The organism is Klebsiella sp. EMBS2024, assembly GCF_036233805.1.
In the GTDB taxonomy this organism is placed as follows: domain Bacteria; phylum Pseudomonadota; class Gammaproteobacteria; order Enterobacterales; family Enterobacteriaceae; genus Klebsiella; species Klebsiella pneumoniae.
This window is the reverse complement of the sequence record NZ_JAZARW010000001.1, coordinates 404,225-418,955: the sequence shown is the minus strand read 5'-3', so window position 1 is coordinate 418,955 and position 14,731 is coordinate 404,225. Positions and strand designations below refer to the sequence as shown.

19 protein-coding genes (1 of these 19 only partly in view) are annotated in these 14,731 nt (G+C 58.4%); 10 read left to right on the top strand and 9 right to left on the bottom strand.

Features of this window, described 5'->3' with window-relative positions:
* Positions 1–58, top strand: the 3' portion of a protein-coding gene (locus VZP09_RS01920) for an MFS transporter (RefSeq protein ID WP_328794862.1). It extends 1,370 nt beyond the left edge of the window; only the last 58 of its 1,428 coding nucleotides appear in the window; the start codon falls outside the window, past its left edge; it ends in the stop codon at positions 56–58.
* On the opposite strand, the gene VZP09_RS01915 is transcribed toward VZP09_RS01920, so the two are convergent.
* Positions 39–530, bottom strand: coding sequence for a YajQ family cyclic di-GMP-binding protein (locus VZP09_RS01915; RefSeq protein WP_002891465.1), 492 nt, complete (start codon positions 528–530; stop codon positions 39–41). The genes VZP09_RS01920 and VZP09_RS01915 overlap by 20 nt on opposite strands.
* Positions 531–721: 191 nt before the next feature.
* Between VZP09_RS01915 and panE the strand changes: the two genes are divergently transcribed.
* From panE to VZP09_RS01900, 3 genes are read left to right on the top strand one after another with little or no spacing between them, the layout of a single operon-like run.
* Entirely contained in the window at positions 722–1,633 is a 912-nt protein-coding gene (panE, locus tag VZP09_RS01910) for a 2-dehydropantoate 2-reductase (protein WP_002891462.1), read from the top strand.
* A complete protein-coding gene (gene yajL, locus VZP09_RS01905; protein WP_004222993.1) occupies positions 1,596–2,189 on the top strand; it encodes a protein deglycase YajL in 594 nt (197 codons plus the stop codon). The genes panE and yajL overlap by 38 nt, the downstream gene beginning before the upstream one ends.
* A 50-nt stretch (positions 2,190–2,239) precedes the next feature.
* Positions 2,240–2,716, top strand: a complete 477-nt coding sequence (locus VZP09_RS01900) for an SRPBCC family protein (protein WP_002891457.1) — start codon at positions 2,240–2,242, stop codon at positions 2,714–2,716.
* Positions 2,717–2,782: 66 nt separating this feature from the next.
* Here VZP09_RS01900 and thiI read toward each other — a convergent pair whose 3' ends face one another.
* On the bottom strand, positions 2,783–4,231 hold the full coding sequence (gene thiI, locus VZP09_RS01895; protein WP_004144657.1) for a tRNA uracil 4-sulfurtransferase ThiI: 1,449 nt from the start codon (positions 4,229–4,231) through the stop codon (positions 2,783–2,785).
* A gap of 181 nt (positions 4,232–4,412) precedes the next feature.
* On the opposite strand from thiI, the gene xseB reads away from it, so the two are divergent.
* The 4 genes from xseB to VZP09_RS01875 are packed head-to-tail and all read left to right on the top strand — an operon-like array spanning position 4,413 to position 8,471.
* Positions 4,413–4,655 (top strand): exodeoxyribonuclease VII small subunit, encoded by a 243-nt coding sequence (gene xseB / locus VZP09_RS01890; protein ID WP_002891398.1) that lies wholly within the window; start codon positions 4,413–4,415, stop codon positions 4,653–4,655.
* On the top strand, positions 4,656–5,555 hold the full coding sequence (gene ispA, locus VZP09_RS01885; protein ID WP_021312310.1) for a (2E,6E)-farnesyl diphosphate synthase: 900 nt from the start codon (positions 4,656–4,658) through the stop codon (positions 5,553–5,555).
* Positions 5,556–5,573: 18 nt separating this feature from the next.
* A complete protein-coding gene (gene dxs / locus VZP09_RS01880) occupies positions 5,574–7,436 on the top strand; it encodes a 1-deoxy-D-xylulose-5-phosphate synthase (RefSeq protein WP_004144655.1) in 1,863 nt (620 codons plus the stop codon).
* A gap of 60 nt (positions 7,437–7,496) precedes the next feature.
* The gene (locus tag VZP09_RS01875) at positions 7,497–8,471 is read left to right on the top strand and encodes an aldo/keto reductase (RefSeq protein WP_004147313.1); all 975 of its coding nucleotides are present in this window, start codon (positions 7,497–7,499) and stop codon (positions 8,469–8,471) included.
* A 45-nt stretch (positions 8,472–8,516) separates the two neighbouring features.
* Here the strand turns inward: VZP09_RS01875 and pgpA are convergent, their stop codons facing one another.
* From pgpA to nrdR, 6 genes are all read right to left on the bottom strand, one after another.
* Positions 8,517–9,020 (bottom strand): phosphatidylglycerophosphatase A, encoded by a 504-nt coding sequence (gene pgpA / locus VZP09_RS01870; protein ID WP_004177266.1) that lies wholly within the window; start codon positions 9,018–9,020, stop codon positions 8,517–8,519.
* The gene (gene thiL, locus VZP09_RS01865; RefSeq protein WP_004178737.1) at positions 9,013–9,984 is read right to left on the bottom strand and encodes a thiamine-phosphate kinase; all 972 of its coding nucleotides are present in this window, start codon (positions 9,982–9,984) and stop codon (positions 9,013–9,015) included. Before thiL ends, pgpA begins: the two co-directional genes overlap by 8 nt.
* Positions 9,985–10,055: 71 nt before the next feature.
* Positions 10,056–10,475: a transcription antitermination factor NusB gene (nusB, locus tag VZP09_RS01860; protein WP_002891356.1), complete on the bottom strand. Its 420-nt coding sequence runs from the start codon at positions 10,473–10,475 to the stop codon at positions 10,056–10,058.
* A 19-nt stretch (positions 10,476–10,494) separates the two neighbouring features.
* The gene (gene ribH, locus VZP09_RS01855; RefSeq protein WP_001021161.1) at positions 10,495–10,965 is read right to left on the bottom strand and encodes a 6,7-dimethyl-8-ribityllumazine synthase; all 471 of its coding nucleotides are present in this window, start codon (positions 10,963–10,965) and stop codon (positions 10,495–10,497) included.
* A gap of 87 nt (positions 10,966–11,052) precedes the next feature.
* Positions 11,053–12,156 (bottom strand): bifunctional diaminohydroxyphosphoribosylaminopyrimidine deaminase/5-amino-6-(5-phosphoribosylamino)uracil reductase RibD, encoded by a 1,104-nt coding sequence (gene ribD, locus VZP09_RS01850; protein WP_004144650.1) that lies wholly within the window; start codon positions 12,154–12,156, stop codon positions 11,053–11,055.
* Between the two features lie 3 nt (positions 12,157–12,159).
* Complete coding sequence (nrdR, locus tag VZP09_RS01845; RefSeq protein ID WP_002890417.1) at positions 12,160–12,609, bottom strand: transcriptional regulator NrdR; 450 nt, start codon at positions 12,607–12,609, stop codon at positions 12,160–12,162.
* 147 nt (positions 12,610–12,756) lie between these two features.
* Between nrdR and VZP09_RS01840 the strand changes: the two genes are divergently transcribed.
* Entirely contained in the window at positions 12,757–13,296 is a 540-nt protein-coding gene (locus tag VZP09_RS01840) for a DUF3251 domain-containing protein (RefSeq protein WP_002890414.1), read from the top strand.
* A 298-nt stretch (positions 13,297–13,594) separates the two neighbouring features.
* Positions 13,595–14,479: a nucleoside-specific channel-forming protein Tsx gene (locus VZP09_RS01835; protein WP_002890412.1), complete on the top strand. Its 885-nt coding sequence runs from the start codon at positions 13,595–13,597 to the stop codon at positions 14,477–14,479.
* A 54-nt stretch (positions 14,480–14,533) separates the two neighbouring features.
* Here VZP09_RS01835 and VZP09_RS01830 read toward each other — a convergent pair.
* On the bottom strand, positions 14,534–14,731 hold a 198-nt coding region (locus VZP09_RS01830; protein ID WP_228744175.1), incomplete at its 5' end, for a helix-turn-helix transcriptional regulator.

Sequence of the window (14,731 nt, the reverse complement as noted above, 5' to 3'; positions counted from 1 at the left end):
GCGGGGAATTCCCCGCTTTTTGCTGTCTGCCCGCCGCCTTAGTCGCGGAAGTTTTTGAACTGGAACGGCTGTCCCAGATCGCCACCGCGCACCAGCGCCATCACCGACTGCAGATCGTCGCGGGACTTACCGGTCACGCGGATCTCTTCACCCTGAATCTGGGCCTGCACTTTCAGCTTGCTGTCTTTGATCAGTTTAACGATCTTCTTCTGCACCGCGCTTTCAATGCCCTGCTTCAGCTTCGCTTCAACAAACCAGGTTTTACCGCTGTGCACGATATCTTCCGGTACGTCGAGGGAGGTGCCTTCAATGCCGCGCTTGAGCAGCTTGGCGCGCAGGATATCCAGCAGCTGGTTCACCTGGAAGTCAGACTCGCTCAGCACTTTAATGGTCTTGTTGGCGTCGTTTAATTCAAAAGTGGCTTCAACGCCACGAAAATCAAAACGCGACTCGACTTCGCGGCTCGCGTTGTCCACCGCGTTACGGGCTTCCTGAAGATCAACTTCAGAGACAATATCGAAAGATGGCATCTTTTCCTCTCCTTCCGTTTCTTTTGCGTTGCATAATACCTGCAACGCGGCATAACTCAACTTGTTATCCCGGAAGCTTAGCTGATTACGCAACGCTCGCGCTATTTTCCCCGTGATGTCCGACGATGCGAAAAGCGACGAGATAGACTTTAGCCATCAGCGCCTGGGATAGCGGCAGATGAGGAGGAACAATGAAAGTAACCGTACTGGGATGCGGTGCGCTGGGACAACTATGGCTGACCGCGTTGTACAAACAGGGACATGAAGTCCAGGGCTGGCTGCGCGTACCGCAGCCATTCTGTAGCGTCAACGTCATTGAAACCGATGGCTCAGTGTTCAACGAATCGCTGACGGCCAACGACCCCGATTTTCTCGCCAGCAGCGAGCTGCTGATCGTCACCTTAAAGGCCTGGCAGGTGTCGAATGCGGTAAAGCACCTGGCCGGGATCCTGCCGGACACCACGCCAATTTTGCTGGTACATAACGGCATGGGCACCGTCGAGGAGCTGCGCGGCGTGAAACAGCCGTTGCTGCTGGCCTCCACGACCCAGGCGGCGCGGCGCGATGGGAATGTCATCATCCACGTTGCCCAGGGCACCACGCATATCGGACCGGCAAAAAGCTACGAGGGGGACTACAGCTATCTCGCAGAAGTTCTGCAGAGCGTGCTGCCGGATGTCGCCTGGCATAACAATATCCACTCGGCCATCTGGCGCAAGCTGGCGGTTAACTGCGTGATTAACCCTCTGACCGCGCTCAAAGGGTGTAAAAACGGCGATCTGCGCGACTATACGCAGGAAGTTGCGGCCATTTGTCGCGAGGTGGCGGCGGTGATGGAGCGCGAAGGTATTCATACCTCGGCGGAAAACCTGCTATTTTATGTCGAACAGGTAATTGAAAGTACGGCAGAAAATATCTCTTCCATGCTGCAGGACGTTCGCGCCCAGCGGCATACAGAGATCGACTACATCACCGGTTTTCTGCTCAACCGCGCCCGCGCCCACGGCGTCGCCGTACCGGAAAACGCCCGCTTATTTGAATTGATCAAGCGTAAGGAGAATGAATATGAGCGCGTCGGCACTGATTTGCCTCGCCCCTGGTAGCGAAGAGACCGAAGCGGTCACCACTATCGACCTGCTGGTCCGCGGCGGAGTAAAGGTGACCACCGCCAGCGTCGCCAGCGACGGCAGCCTGACCATCGTCTGTTCGCGCGGCGTCAAACTGCTGGCGGATGCGCCGCTGGTCGAGGTGGCCGATGGTGATTTCGATATCATCGTCCTCCCGGGCGGTATCAAGGGCGCAGAGTGCTTCCGCGACAGCCCGCTACTGGTGGAAACCGTCCGCCAGTTTCATCTCTCTGGGCGCATTGTGGCCGCCATCTGCGCCGCCCCGGCGACCGTGCTGGTACCCCATAATCTGTTCCCGATCGGCAACATGACCGGTTTTCCGGCGCTGAAGGAACATATCCCCGCCGAGCAGTGGCAGGATAAAAGAGTGGTCTGGGATCCGCGGGTGAATCTGTTAACCAGCCAGGGTCCGGGGACTTCGATTGATTTCGCCCTGAAAATGATCGATCTGCTGGTGGGGCGCGAGAAAGCGTATGAGGTCGCCTCACAGCTGGTGATGGCCGCTGGCATCTATAATTACTACGAAGCCTGATAGCCGGTCCGCGCCGCGGGCTGGCTCCCCTTTTCCTGAGGAGTCGCAGCATGTCCCGGAGCGCAACCGATTCTCGCGATCTTGTAATCAGCCGCCTGCTCAGCGCACCCGCCCCAGCCCTGTGGCGCGCGTGGGCCGACCCGGCATTACTCCGAACCTGGTGGTGCCCTAAGCCCTGGCAAACCGAGGTTCTGGCCTTTGATTTTCGCGCCGGCGGGGCCTTTCACACCGTGATGCACGGGCCTGACGGTGAACGCAGCGATAACCCCGGCTGTTTTCTTGAGGTTATCCCGCAACAAAAAATCGTCATGACCTCGATGCTGACGGCGGATTATCGCCCCGCCGTTTCCCCCTTCGCGATGACGGCCATCATCACCTTTGCCGATGAACAGGTCGGGTGTCGCTATACGGCTACGGTGCTGCATGCCGATGATGAAACCCGCGAGCAGCATGAGCAGATGGGATTTTTCGAGGGCTGGAATATTGTCATCGATCAGCTCAATGACCTGGCGCTGACCCTGCGCTAATATACTCCCCTGCCATTAGTAAAAAGGCCTTCCATTAGGGAAGGCCTTTTGCATCATAACAACCTGTTACGGGCGATAAACTTTCACGTTGTTGAAGCCCTGCTCGCGCAAATAAAGCGCCTGCAGACGGCTCATCACCCCGCGCTCGCACCACAGCAGCCAGGTTTTGCTCTGATCGAGATCGCCAAATTTGGTGCTTAGCTTGTAGAACGGCAGGGAAACAACTTCAACCCCCTCGACCTTCAGCGGCTTGTCTTCCTGCTCGTCGATGGAGCGAATGTCGAGGATCGCGTCGTTGGCGCCAAAGCCGGTCACGGTTTCCACTTCCACCACCGTCTCTTCCGTCTGCTGGGCAATCTCGCGGATATCGATATTGCTCGCCTCTTCCACCACTTTATCAAGGATGCTGAAATCGAAGTGTTCTTCTTCCGCTTCAATCTTCGCCTTCACCGCCTTCACGGTCGGGCTCTTGGAGATCACGCCGCAATATTCCGGCATGGTGCGGGCAAAATCTTCCGTGCCGATCTCACGCGCCAGGTCGATGATGTGCTCTTTATCGTGCGAAATCAGCGGGCGCAGGATCAGAGTATCGGAGACATTATCGATCAGGCGCAGGTTAGTGAGGGTCTGGCTGGAGACCTGGCCGAGCGCTTCGCCGGTGACCAGCGCCTGCACGCCATAGCGTTCCGCGACTTTTGACGCGGCGCGGACCATCATGCGCTTGAGCACGACGCCCATCTGGCCGTCGTCCACTTTTTCAAGGATTTCGCCGACTACTGGCTCAAAGTTAATCGCCACAAAGCGAACGCGGTGTGAGCTGCCGAAGCGGTTCCACAGATAATGCGCAACCTGGCGGACGCCAATCTCATGGGCGGCGCCGCCAAGGTTAAAGAAGCAGTAATGAACGCGGCAGCCGCGGCGCATCAGCATGTAGCTGGAGACGCCGGAGTCAAAGCCGCCGGAGATCAGCGACAGCACATCTTCCTGGGTGCCGATCGGGAAACCGCCGATGCCTTCATAGCGGCCTTTCACCAGCAGCAGGCGATCGTTTTCAATCTCGAGATTGACGGTGACGTCCGGGTCGGTCAGCTTCACGCGCGCCGTTTCAATATGCTGATTCAGACCGCCGCCGACGTAACGTTCCACTTCAATTGAGGTGAATTCATGTTTGCCGCGACGCTTCACTCGCACGCAGAAGGTTTTGCCTTCCAGCGCCTCGCGCCACAGCGGCAGCGTCTGCTCGAAAATATCGTGCAGCGAGGTGAACGGCACGTCTTCGACTTCCAGAATATGGTGGATGCCGGGGATACGGGTCAGCGCATCGCGAATAGCCGGGCGCTGATTTTCATCTTTCGCGCGAACTTCGATATGATCCCAATGACGGACGACGGCCAGCGTCTCATCATAGTTTTTGAGAACGTTACGAATGTTCCCGGTTAAGATTTTAATGAAGCGCAACCGCACAGATTGGCTTTTGATGGTGATTTCCGGGAACAATTTAATGATAAACTTCATAGCGACAATAGTTCGTTGGCAAGCCCGACGGGGCTATAAGCAAAAGTTGTAAAGCAGCGCACACCGGTGCCTGCATCCTGGGCGCGGAGTATATCACCATTGCGCGTTATTTGCTTACACGCGTGACTTCGTTACCATACCCGGTATTGCCGTCGCGACATAACAAGAGTCTACATTCACTATGCCAAAGAAAAATGAGGCCCCGGCCAGCTTTGAAACTGCTCTGGGCGAACTGGAGCAGATCGTTAACCGTCTGGAAAGCGGCGATTTGCCGTTAGAGGAAGCGCTAAGCGAATTTGAGCGCGGCGTACAGCTGGCGCGCCAGGGGCAAAGTCAGCTGCAGAAGGCCGAACAGCGCGTGCAGATCCTGCTGGCGGATAGTGAAGATTCCCCGACCACGCCTTTTACGCCGGACGCTGAATAAATGGATTTCCCGCAACAATTGCAGGCCTGTGTGGAACAGGCAAACGAAGCGCTGCGCCGTTTCATCTCCCCGCAGCCCTTTCAGAACACTCCGCTGGTGGAAGCGATGCATTATGGCGCATTGTTAGGCGGTAAACGCCTGCGTCCCTTCCTTGTCTACGCCACCGGCGAGATGTTCGGCGTGTGCCGTACCACGCTGGATGCTCCTGCCGCGGCGGTCGAATGCATTCATGCCTACTCCCTGATGCATGATGATTTGCCGGCGATGGATGATGACGATCTGCGCCGCGGCCTGCCGACCTGCCATATTAAATTTGGCGAAGCCAACGCAATTCTTGCGGGAGATGCCCTGCAAACGCTGGCGTTCTCTATACTGAGTGATGCGCCGATGGTCGACGTTCCTGACCGGGACCGGCTGGCGATGGTTTCCGAACTGGCGCAGGCCAGCGGCGTGGCGGGCATGTGCGGCGGCCAGGCGCTGGATCTGCAGGCCGAGGGACAGCAGGTTGATTTACAGGCGCTGGAGCGTATCCATCGCCATAAAACGGGCGCCCTGATCCGCGCCGCCGTCCGGATGGGAGCCCTGAGCGCCGGCGAACGCGGCCGCGCTGCCCTGCCCGCGCTGGATCGCTATGCGGAAAATATCGGTCTTGCCTTCCAGGTCCAGGATGACATTCTCGACGTGGTAGGGGATACTGCGACCCTTGGCAAACGTCAGGGTGCCGACCAGCAATTGGGTAAAAGCACCTATCCCGCCCTCCTGGGTCTTGAGCAAGCCCGGAAGAAAGCGCACGACCTGATCGCTGATGCCCGCCGGTCGTTAGATGAGCTGGCCGCACAATCTCTGGATACTTCGGCACTGGAAGCGCTCGCGAATTACATTATTCAGCGCGATAAATAAACAAAAAATGAGTCTCTGATGAGTTTTGATATTGCCAAATACCCGACCCTGGCGCTGGTAGATTCCACCCAGGAGTTGCGCCTGTTGCCAAAAGAGAGCCTGCCGAAGCTATGTGATGAGCTGCGGCGCTATCTACTGGACAGCGTCAGCCGTTCCAGCGGTCACTTTGCCTCTGGCCTCGGCACGGTGGAACTGACCGTGGCGCTGCACTACGTGTATAACACGCCGTTCGATCGCCTGATCTGGGACGTCGGCCATCAGGCCTACCCGCATAAAATTCTGACCGGTCGCCGGGACAAAATCGGCACCATTCGTCAGAAAGGCGGCCTGCATCCCTTCCCGTGGCGCGGTGAAAGCGAGTATGACGTGCTGAGCGTCGGTCACTCCTCCACTTCCATTTCCGCGGGTATCGGGGTGGCTATCGCCGCCGCGAAAGAGGATAAGCAGCGGCGCGCGGTGTGCGTCATTGGCGACGGGGCGATCACCGCCGGCATGGCGTTTGAGGCGATGAACCACGCCGGGGATATCAAACCCGACCTGCTGGTGGTGCTGAATGACAATGAAATGTCGATTTCCGAGAACGTCGGCGCGCTGAACAATCATCTGGCGCAGCTGCTCTCCGGTAAGCTCTACTCCACCCTGCGCGAAGGGGGCAAAAAGGTCTTCTCCGGGGTGCCGCCGATTAAAGAGCTGCTTAAGCGTACCGAAGAGCATATCAAAGGGATGGTGGTGCCGGGCACGCTGTTTGAAGAGCTGGGCTTTAACTACATTGGCCCGGTGGATGGCCATGACGTGCTCGGTCTGGTCAGCACGCTGAAGAACATGCGCGACCTGAAAGGCCCGCAGTTCCTGCATATTATGACCAAAAAAGGCCGCGGCTATGAGCCCGCCGAGAAAGACCCGATCACCTTCCATGCGGTGCCAAAATTCGACCATACCAGCGGCGTACTGCCCAAAAGCAGCGGCGGCCTCCCTTCCTACTCGAAAATCTTCGGCGACTGGCTGTGTGAAACGGCGGCCAAAGACAACAAGCTGATGGCGATCACGCCGGCGATGCGCGAAGGTTCAGGGATGGTGGAGTTTTCGAAGAAATTCCCCGATCGGTACTTTGACGTCGCCATTGCCGAGCAGCATGCGGTCACCTTCGCCGCCGGGCTGGCGATTGGCGACTACAAGCCGGTGGTGGCGATCTACTCCACCTTCCTGCAGCGAGCCTACGATCAGGTGATCCACGATGTGGCTATCCAGAAGCTGCCGGTGCTATTTGCTATCGACCGCGCCGGGATCGTCGGCGCAGACGGCCAGACGCATCAGGGAGCGTTCGATCTCTCCTTCCTGCGTTGTATTCCGGATATGGTGGTAATGACCCCGAGCGATGAAAATGAATGCCGCCAGATGCTGTACACCGGCTACCACTACAGCGACGGCCCCTGCGCGGTGCGCTATCCGCGCGGTAGCGGCACCGGTGCGACGCTCGAGCCGCTGGCATCGCTGCCGATCGGCAAAGGGGTGGTGAAACGTCAGGGCGAGAAAATAGCGATTCTCAACTTTGGCACCCTGCTGCCGGAAGCCGCGGCGGTAGCGGACAAACTCAACGCCACCCTCGTGGATATGCGCTTTGTGAAGCCGCTGGATACCGCGCTGATCCTCCAGCTGGCCGGCGAGCACGACGCGCTGGTGACGCTGGAAGAGAACGCCATCATGGGCGGCGCCGGCAGCGGCGTGAACGAAGTGCTGATGGCCCACCGCCGGGCGGTACCGGTGCTCAATATTGGCCTGCCGGATTATTTTATTCCTCAGGGCACTCAGGAAGAGATCCGCGCCGACCTCGGCCTTGATGCCGCCGGTATTGAAGCCAAAATCCGCGACTGGCTGGCATAATTGCCCCTTCCGCTCCTGCTATGCTTAAGGGATACCCTTGATGAATAGCAGGAGCGCACTATGCACTATATCCCCCTCGGTGATACTGCCTTACGTGTTTCCCGACTCTGCCTCGGCTGCATGACCTTCGGCGAGCCGGACCGCGGCAGACACGCCTGGACGCTTCCGGAAGAGAGCAGCCGCCCGCTTATCCAGCACGCCATTGAAGGCGGCATCAACTTCTTCGATACCGCAAATAGCTACTCCGACGGCAGCAGCGAAGAGATCGTTGGCCGCGCCCTGCGCGACTTTGCCCGCCGTGACGAGGTGGTTGTCGCCACCAAGGTGTATCACCAGGTCGGCGATCTGGCGGAAGGACTTTCCCGGGCGCAGATCCTGCGCTCCATCGACGACAGCCTGCGCCGTCTCGGGATGGACTATGTCGACCTGCTGCAGATCCACCGCTGGGACTATACCACCCCGATTGAAGAGACGCTCGAAGCGCTGGACGAGGTGGTGAAAGCCGGCAAAGCGCGCTATATCGGCGCCTCGTCCATGCATGCCCGACAGTTTGCCCAGGCGCTGGCGCTCCAGCAGCAGAACGGCTGGGCGCGCTTCGTTACCATGCAGGATCACTACAACCTGATTTACCGGGAAGAAGAGAATGAGATGCTGCCCCTGTGCCAACGTAACGGCGTAGCGGTGATCCCGTGGAGTCCGCTGGCGCGGGGCAGGCTAACCCGCCCCTGGGGTGAGACCACCGCCCGGCTGGTCTCAGATGAGTTCGGCAAATCGCTGTACAGCGCCAGTGAAGAAAACGATGCGCAGATCGCCGGGAATCTCGCGGACGTGGCGGAAGAACTCGACGCCAGCCGCGCCCAGGTCGCCCTCGCCTGGCTGTTAAGCAAACCCGGCGTCGCCGCGCCGATTATCGGCCCGTCGCGTCAGGAACAGCTCGATGATCTGCTGCAGGCGGTGGATTTGACGCTCTCCCCGGAACAGATCGACAAGCTGGAGGCGCCGTATCAGCCGCATCCGGTGGTGGGATTTAAGTGAAGGGCGTGGTTTCCCCGGCAGCGTAGCGTTGCCGGGGAGAGGCGGTTAAAGCAGACCGATGGGCCAGTGATGGCCAATGACGTACAGCACGCCAGCGGAGATCACGCCGGCGACGATGTCGTCGACCATAATCCCCATTCCGCCGTGGATATTGCGATCAAACCAGCGAATCGGCCACGGCTTCCACATATCGAAGATACGGAAAATCACGAAGCCGGCGGCCACCCACTGCCAGTCCAGGGTCGGCAGCGCCATCAGGGTGATCCACATCCCGACGAACTCGTCCCAGACGATGCTGCCGTGGTCATGGGTGCCCATATCTTTGGCCGTGCGATGGCACAGATAGACGCCGATACAGATGCTCATCATCACCACCAGCGAGTAAAGCTGCCAGGGGAGAAAGGTCATCAGATACCAGAACGGGATCGCCGCCAGCGAGCCCATCGTCCCCGGCACCACCGGGCTTAAGCCGCTGCCAAAACCGGTCGCCAGCAGATGCCACGGATTACGCATGCTCAGGCGGCTAAGCGCCTCGTCTCGACTACGCAAAGTGATCGTATCCCTTTAAATCAAGCGCGACCGGCTTACCGTCGCGGATAAACTGCAGCCCTTCGCTCTCCGGCGCAATCTGTCCGATACAGGTAAAACGCGCGCCAAGATGGCCAAGAGCCACGTCCAGCGCCCCGCGGTTCAGCTCCGGTACGGTAAAGCACAGCTCGTAATCTTCCCCGCCGGCGAGCGCCCAGCGCAGCGCCTGCTCAGAATCAACCTGGCGCAGCATCGCATCGGAGTACGGCATGGCATCGAGATCGATACGTGCGCCGCAGCCGCTGGCTTTAAGAATATGGCCCAGATCGGAGATCAGTCCGTCGGAAAGATCGATAGCCGATGTCGCCAGGTCACGCAGCGCCTGGCCCTGCAGCACGCGCGGCATCGGCCGCAGATGACGGGCCAGCAGGTAGTCGGCGTCAGACGGTTCATCCACCGTTAGACGATTCTGCAGTACAGCCAGACCGGCGGCGCTATCTCCCGGAGTGCCGGTAACATAGATCCAGTCCCCCGGCTTCGCGCCAGCGCGTTTCATGGCGCGTCCCGGCGGCACAAAGCCGTGGATACCCAGCGTCATGGAGAGCGGGCCACGGGTAGTGTCGCCGCCAATCAGTTGCATATCGTAATAGTCCAGCTGGACAAACAGGCTGTCGCTGAAGGCTTCCAGCCAGACTTCATCCACCTCCGGCAAGGTCAGCGCCAGCGTGAGCCACGCCGGTTCCGCGCCCATCGCCGCGAGGTCGCTCAGGTTCACCGCCAGCGCTTTATAAGCGAGGTCGGCAGGGTCGATATCGGGTAAGAAGTGATTGCCCGCCACCAGGGTGTCGGTGCTGATTGCCAGCGTTTTTTTCTCGGGAATATGCAGGAGCGCGCAGTCATCGCCGATGCCGGTTTCAACATCAAGGCGGGCGCTTTTAACGCGATCAAAATAACGGGCAATCAGGGAGAATTCGCCGCATGCCATACGTTATGCCTCAGCAAAATAATAAATAAGGCCGGGCTGCGAGGCGACCCTCGCAAAACCCGGCCTGCAGTTTACTTCTTGTGGGGACGAATTACCGGAGCCGCTTTGTCCAGCACGCCGTTAACGAACTTGTGGCTATCTTCAGCGCCGAAGGTTTTCGCCAGTTCGATAGCTTCATTGATGGCCACTTTATACGGTACGTCATCACGTTTGGACAGCTCAAACAGCGCGATACGCAGCACCGCTTTTTCAACCTGGCCCAGCTCTTCCAGCTGGCGGGACAGGTAGGGCTTCATCAGGCCGTCGAGGTACGCGCTGTTAGTCGCCACTCCGGACAGCAGTTCGCGGAAATACAGAACATCAACATCTTTTACGTCCTGTTCCGCCAGGAACTGGTATTCGACATCAGCGATGTCGTTGTGGGACAACTGCCAGGAGTAGAGCGCCTGAACGGCACACTCACGGGCGCGGCGACGAGCAGCAGGTTTCACGGAATTCCCCTTACAAAAATCAGGCCTTGATGGCTTTCAATACGTTAATCATTTCCAGCGCGGTCAGCGCAGCTTCTGCGCCTTTGTTACCGGCTTTGGTGCCAGCGCGCTCAATGGCTTGTTCAATACTTTCAGTGGTCAGAACACCAAAGGCTACCGGGATTTCGCTGTCCTGAGCGACATGCGCCAGGCCATTGCTGGCACCGCCTGCCACATATTCAAAGTGGGCGGTACCGCCGCGAATCACCGTCCCCAGCGCGATCACCGCGTCATATTTACCGGTTTTCGCCAGTGCGCCAGCCGCCAGCGGCAGCTCATACGCGCCTGGAACCCAAACGACGGTGATGTTTTCATCTTTTACCTGACCAATGCGTTTCAGGGCGTCAATCGCGCCTTCCAGCAGGCTGTCATTGATAAAGTTGTTGAAACGCGCAATGGTGATGGCGACGCGAGCGTCCGGGGTAGCAACGTTAGCTTCAATAATGTTCATACTCTTCCTTCGGGTTCATGTGCCCCGCAAGGGGGGCGGATTTTATCATATTATTCTGAGCGCTGCTTCCTAATAATCAGGAAAGCCTCACGCAGTGGTTAAATGCAGGCAGACATCCGGGCCAACCTGACGTATCTCATTGAATTTAAAATGGGGGGCCTGGCTCAGCTCTTCAAGCCCCGGCAGCGCGCATAATCCACGCGCCGCATTGCCTAACAGTTTAGGCGCAATATAGACGATAAGCTCGTCGACCAGACCCGCCTGCAGCAGCGCCCCGGCAAGCGTAGCCCCTGCCTCAACCCAGACGCTGTTGATCTGCTGTTTGCCAAGCAGCATCATCAGCAGCACCAGATCGAGATGGCCGTTATGCTCCGGAACCAGCAGCGTGCGGGCGCTTTCCGGCCACTGCCGTTCATCGGCGCGCAGGCGGGCAAACAGCGTTTCCCCCGCCTGCTGCACAATACGATGCTCAGGCGTGACGCGGTTCTGGCTGTCGATGACGACGCGCAGCGGCTGGCGCAAATTCTCTTCGGGATAAAGCGCCTGGGTATCGGCGCTCAGCTCCTGCCAGCGCACGGTCAGCGCCGGATCGTCCGCCAGCACGGTGGCGCTGCTGGTCAGGATGGCATGGCTCTGGGCGCGCAGACGCTGCACGTCGCGTCGCGCCTGCGGGGAGGTGATCCACTGGCTTTCGCCGCTGGCCATCGCCGTGCGGCCGTCCAGCGAGGCGCCCAGCTTCAGCTGCACCCAGGGAAAACCGGTGCGCATCCGCTTCAGAAAGCCCTTATTCAGCGCTTCCGCTTCGTTCATCATCAGCCCATGGCTGACCTCAATGCCGGCCTGCTGCAGGCGATACAAACCGCGCCCTGCCACCTGCGGGTTCGGATCCTGCATCGCGGCGACCACGCGGCTGACGCCGGCGGCAATCAGCGCATCGCAGCATGGCGGCGTACGGCCATGGTGGCTGCAGGGCTCAAGAGTGACGTAGGCGGTGGCGCCGCGCGCCTTTTCGCCAGCCATGCGCAGGGCGTGCACTTCAGCATGCGGCTCGCCGGCGCGATAGTGAAACCCCTCGCCGACGATCTCGCCGTCTTTCACAATGACGCAGCCGACGTTAGGGTTAGGATGGGTAGTAAAGCGACCGCGCGCGGCAAGCTTCAGCGCACGCGCCATGTACATTTCGTCCTGCATGGCTTAGTCCTGTAAGCGGGCGATCTCTTCGCCGAATTCTTTAATATCTTCGAAGCTGCGATAGACCGACGCGAAGCGAATATAGGCGACTTTATCCAGCTTTTTCAGCTGCTCCATCACCAGGTTGCCGATCATTTTGCTGGCCACTTCGCGCTCGCCGGTGCCGCGCAGATGAGTCTTGATATGGTTGACCGCCATTTCCACGTCGTCGGCGCTAACCGGACGTTTCTCCAGCGCTTTCAGCATCCCGCTGCGCAGCTTGTCTTCGTTGAAGGGTTCGCGCACATCGTTACTCTTCACCACCCGCGGCATCACCAGCTCCGCCACTTCGAAGGTGGTAAAGCGTTCGTTACAGACCAGGCACTGCCGACGGCGACGCACGGAAGAGCCTTCCCCCACCAGACGAGAGTCGATCACTTTGGTATCCACGGCGAAACAGAAAGGGCAATGCATAGCGCGTCCTGACAGGTAGTTAAACTGAAGAGTAGTTTACCGCGAAGTGACCGGACTACAAAGAAAGAGCTTTTGAGACAAAGGATCTATGGGAGATGAGGCCGGTTTGGCTACCATTAAGCATCCTCTGTAAACGGAATCCTGACCATGACAAGACGTTACCTGAAGCTCGCCATCGCGGGCTGCCTGTTCACCCTGACCGCCTGCGCCCAGCAAAGCGAAATCCGCCAGATGCACCAGAGCGTGAGTACGCTGAGCCAGGAGATGACCCAGCTCAACCAGCAAACGATCAAAATCACCCAGCAAAACGCACTGAACGCCAAATCCACCCGCGGCGTCTATCTGCTGCCGGAGGCCAAGACCCCGGCGCGGCTGGAGAGCCAGATCGGCACCCTGCGCATGTCGGTGGGCAGTATTACCCCGGATGGCGATGGGTCACGCCTGACCTTACGCATTCAGGGCGAATCCAACGATCCGCTGCCGGCCTTTACCGCCACCGTCGCTTCCGGACAGATCACCGGCACCACCCACAGCTATCAGGAAGTCAATGTTCAGGATCAGCTGATTAGCGCGCCGGCCAGCACCCTCGCCCCCAGCGATGTCGATATCCCGTTGCGCCTCAATGTAACGCCAGATAAAGTCGGTTTTATTCGCGTACATGATATCCAGCCCGCCGCCGCCCAGTAAGCCTTCAGCCGGGCCTGCCCCGCCCGGCTACGTCCTGCCCCGTCTTTCTTATCCACTTACAACTTTTCGCAAGAGTTCATTAGAAATCGTTCTGCAGCGCGATTTTCAGTAGCATTTTGTCAAGAAATGCATAGAATCGTGAACGCAATCGATTACGCATGTTCTGGTTATGTGAAACAACACGTATTTTTGTGAGCAATGATTCCTATAATAGACCCCCACAGAAAGACGAAATATTTAGAAACGCTTCGGCACTTCTTTTAACGCCTTCAGGCTCAATTTAAACAGTGGCATTACTATGAAAAAAACATTACTGGCAGCGGGTGCGGTTGTGGCGCTCTCCACTACTTTTGCCGCCGGCGCGGCAGAAAACGACAAACCGCAGTATCTGTCTGACTGGTGGCACCAGAGTGTTAACGTGGTGGGCAGCTACCACACCCGTTTTGGACCGCAGATCCGTAACGATACCTACCTGGAATACGAAGCGTTCGCCAAAAAAGACTGGTTTGATTTCTACGGCTATATCGATGCCCCGGTATTCTTCGGCGGCAACAGCACGGCAAAAGGTATCTGGAACAAAGGTTCCCCGCTGTTTATGGAGATCGAACCGCGTTTCTCTATCGATAAGCTGACCAATACCGACCTGAGCTTCGGGCCGTTCAAAGAATGGTATTTCGCCAACAACTATATCTACGATATGGGCCGCAACGACTCCCAGGAGCAGAGCACCTGGTATATGGGTCTGGGTACCGATATCGATACCGGCCTGCCAATGAGCCTGTCGCTGAACGTCTACGCCAAGTACCAGTGGCAGAACTACGGCGCGTCCAACGAAAACGAATGGGACGGCTATCGCTTCAAAGTGAAATACTTTGTGCCGCTGACCGACCTGTGGGGCGGTTCGCTGAGCTACATCGGCTTCACCAACTTCGACTGGGGTTCTGACCTCGGCGATGACAACTTCTACGATCTGAACGGGAAGCACGCGCGCACCAGCAACTCTATCGCCTCCAGCCACATCCTGGCGCTGAACTACGCGCACTGGCACTACTCTATCGTCGCCCGTTACTTCCATAACGGCGGCCAGTGGGCTGATGATGCGAAGCTGAACTTCGGCGATGGTCCGTTCAGCGTTCGCTCGACCGGCTGGGGTGGTTACTTCGTGGTCGGCTACAACTTCTGATTGCTGATACAGCAAGACAGCGCCCGGGCCGCAGCTCCTGCTGCCCGGGCTTTTTTATTTCTCCCGCACCTCGCACCGGACCTTGCGCAGAAAATCGCTTAACGAGCGGTCGGCGCACTCGCTGAATCGACGTTCGGTCCTTCTGACCTCCAGACAACGGTCGAGGCGAAAATTGCGGTAATCATTGCGCAGTTCGCACCAGGCCACCAACAGCCAGCGTTCGCCCCAGAAAAACAGCCCCAGGGGCAGCAC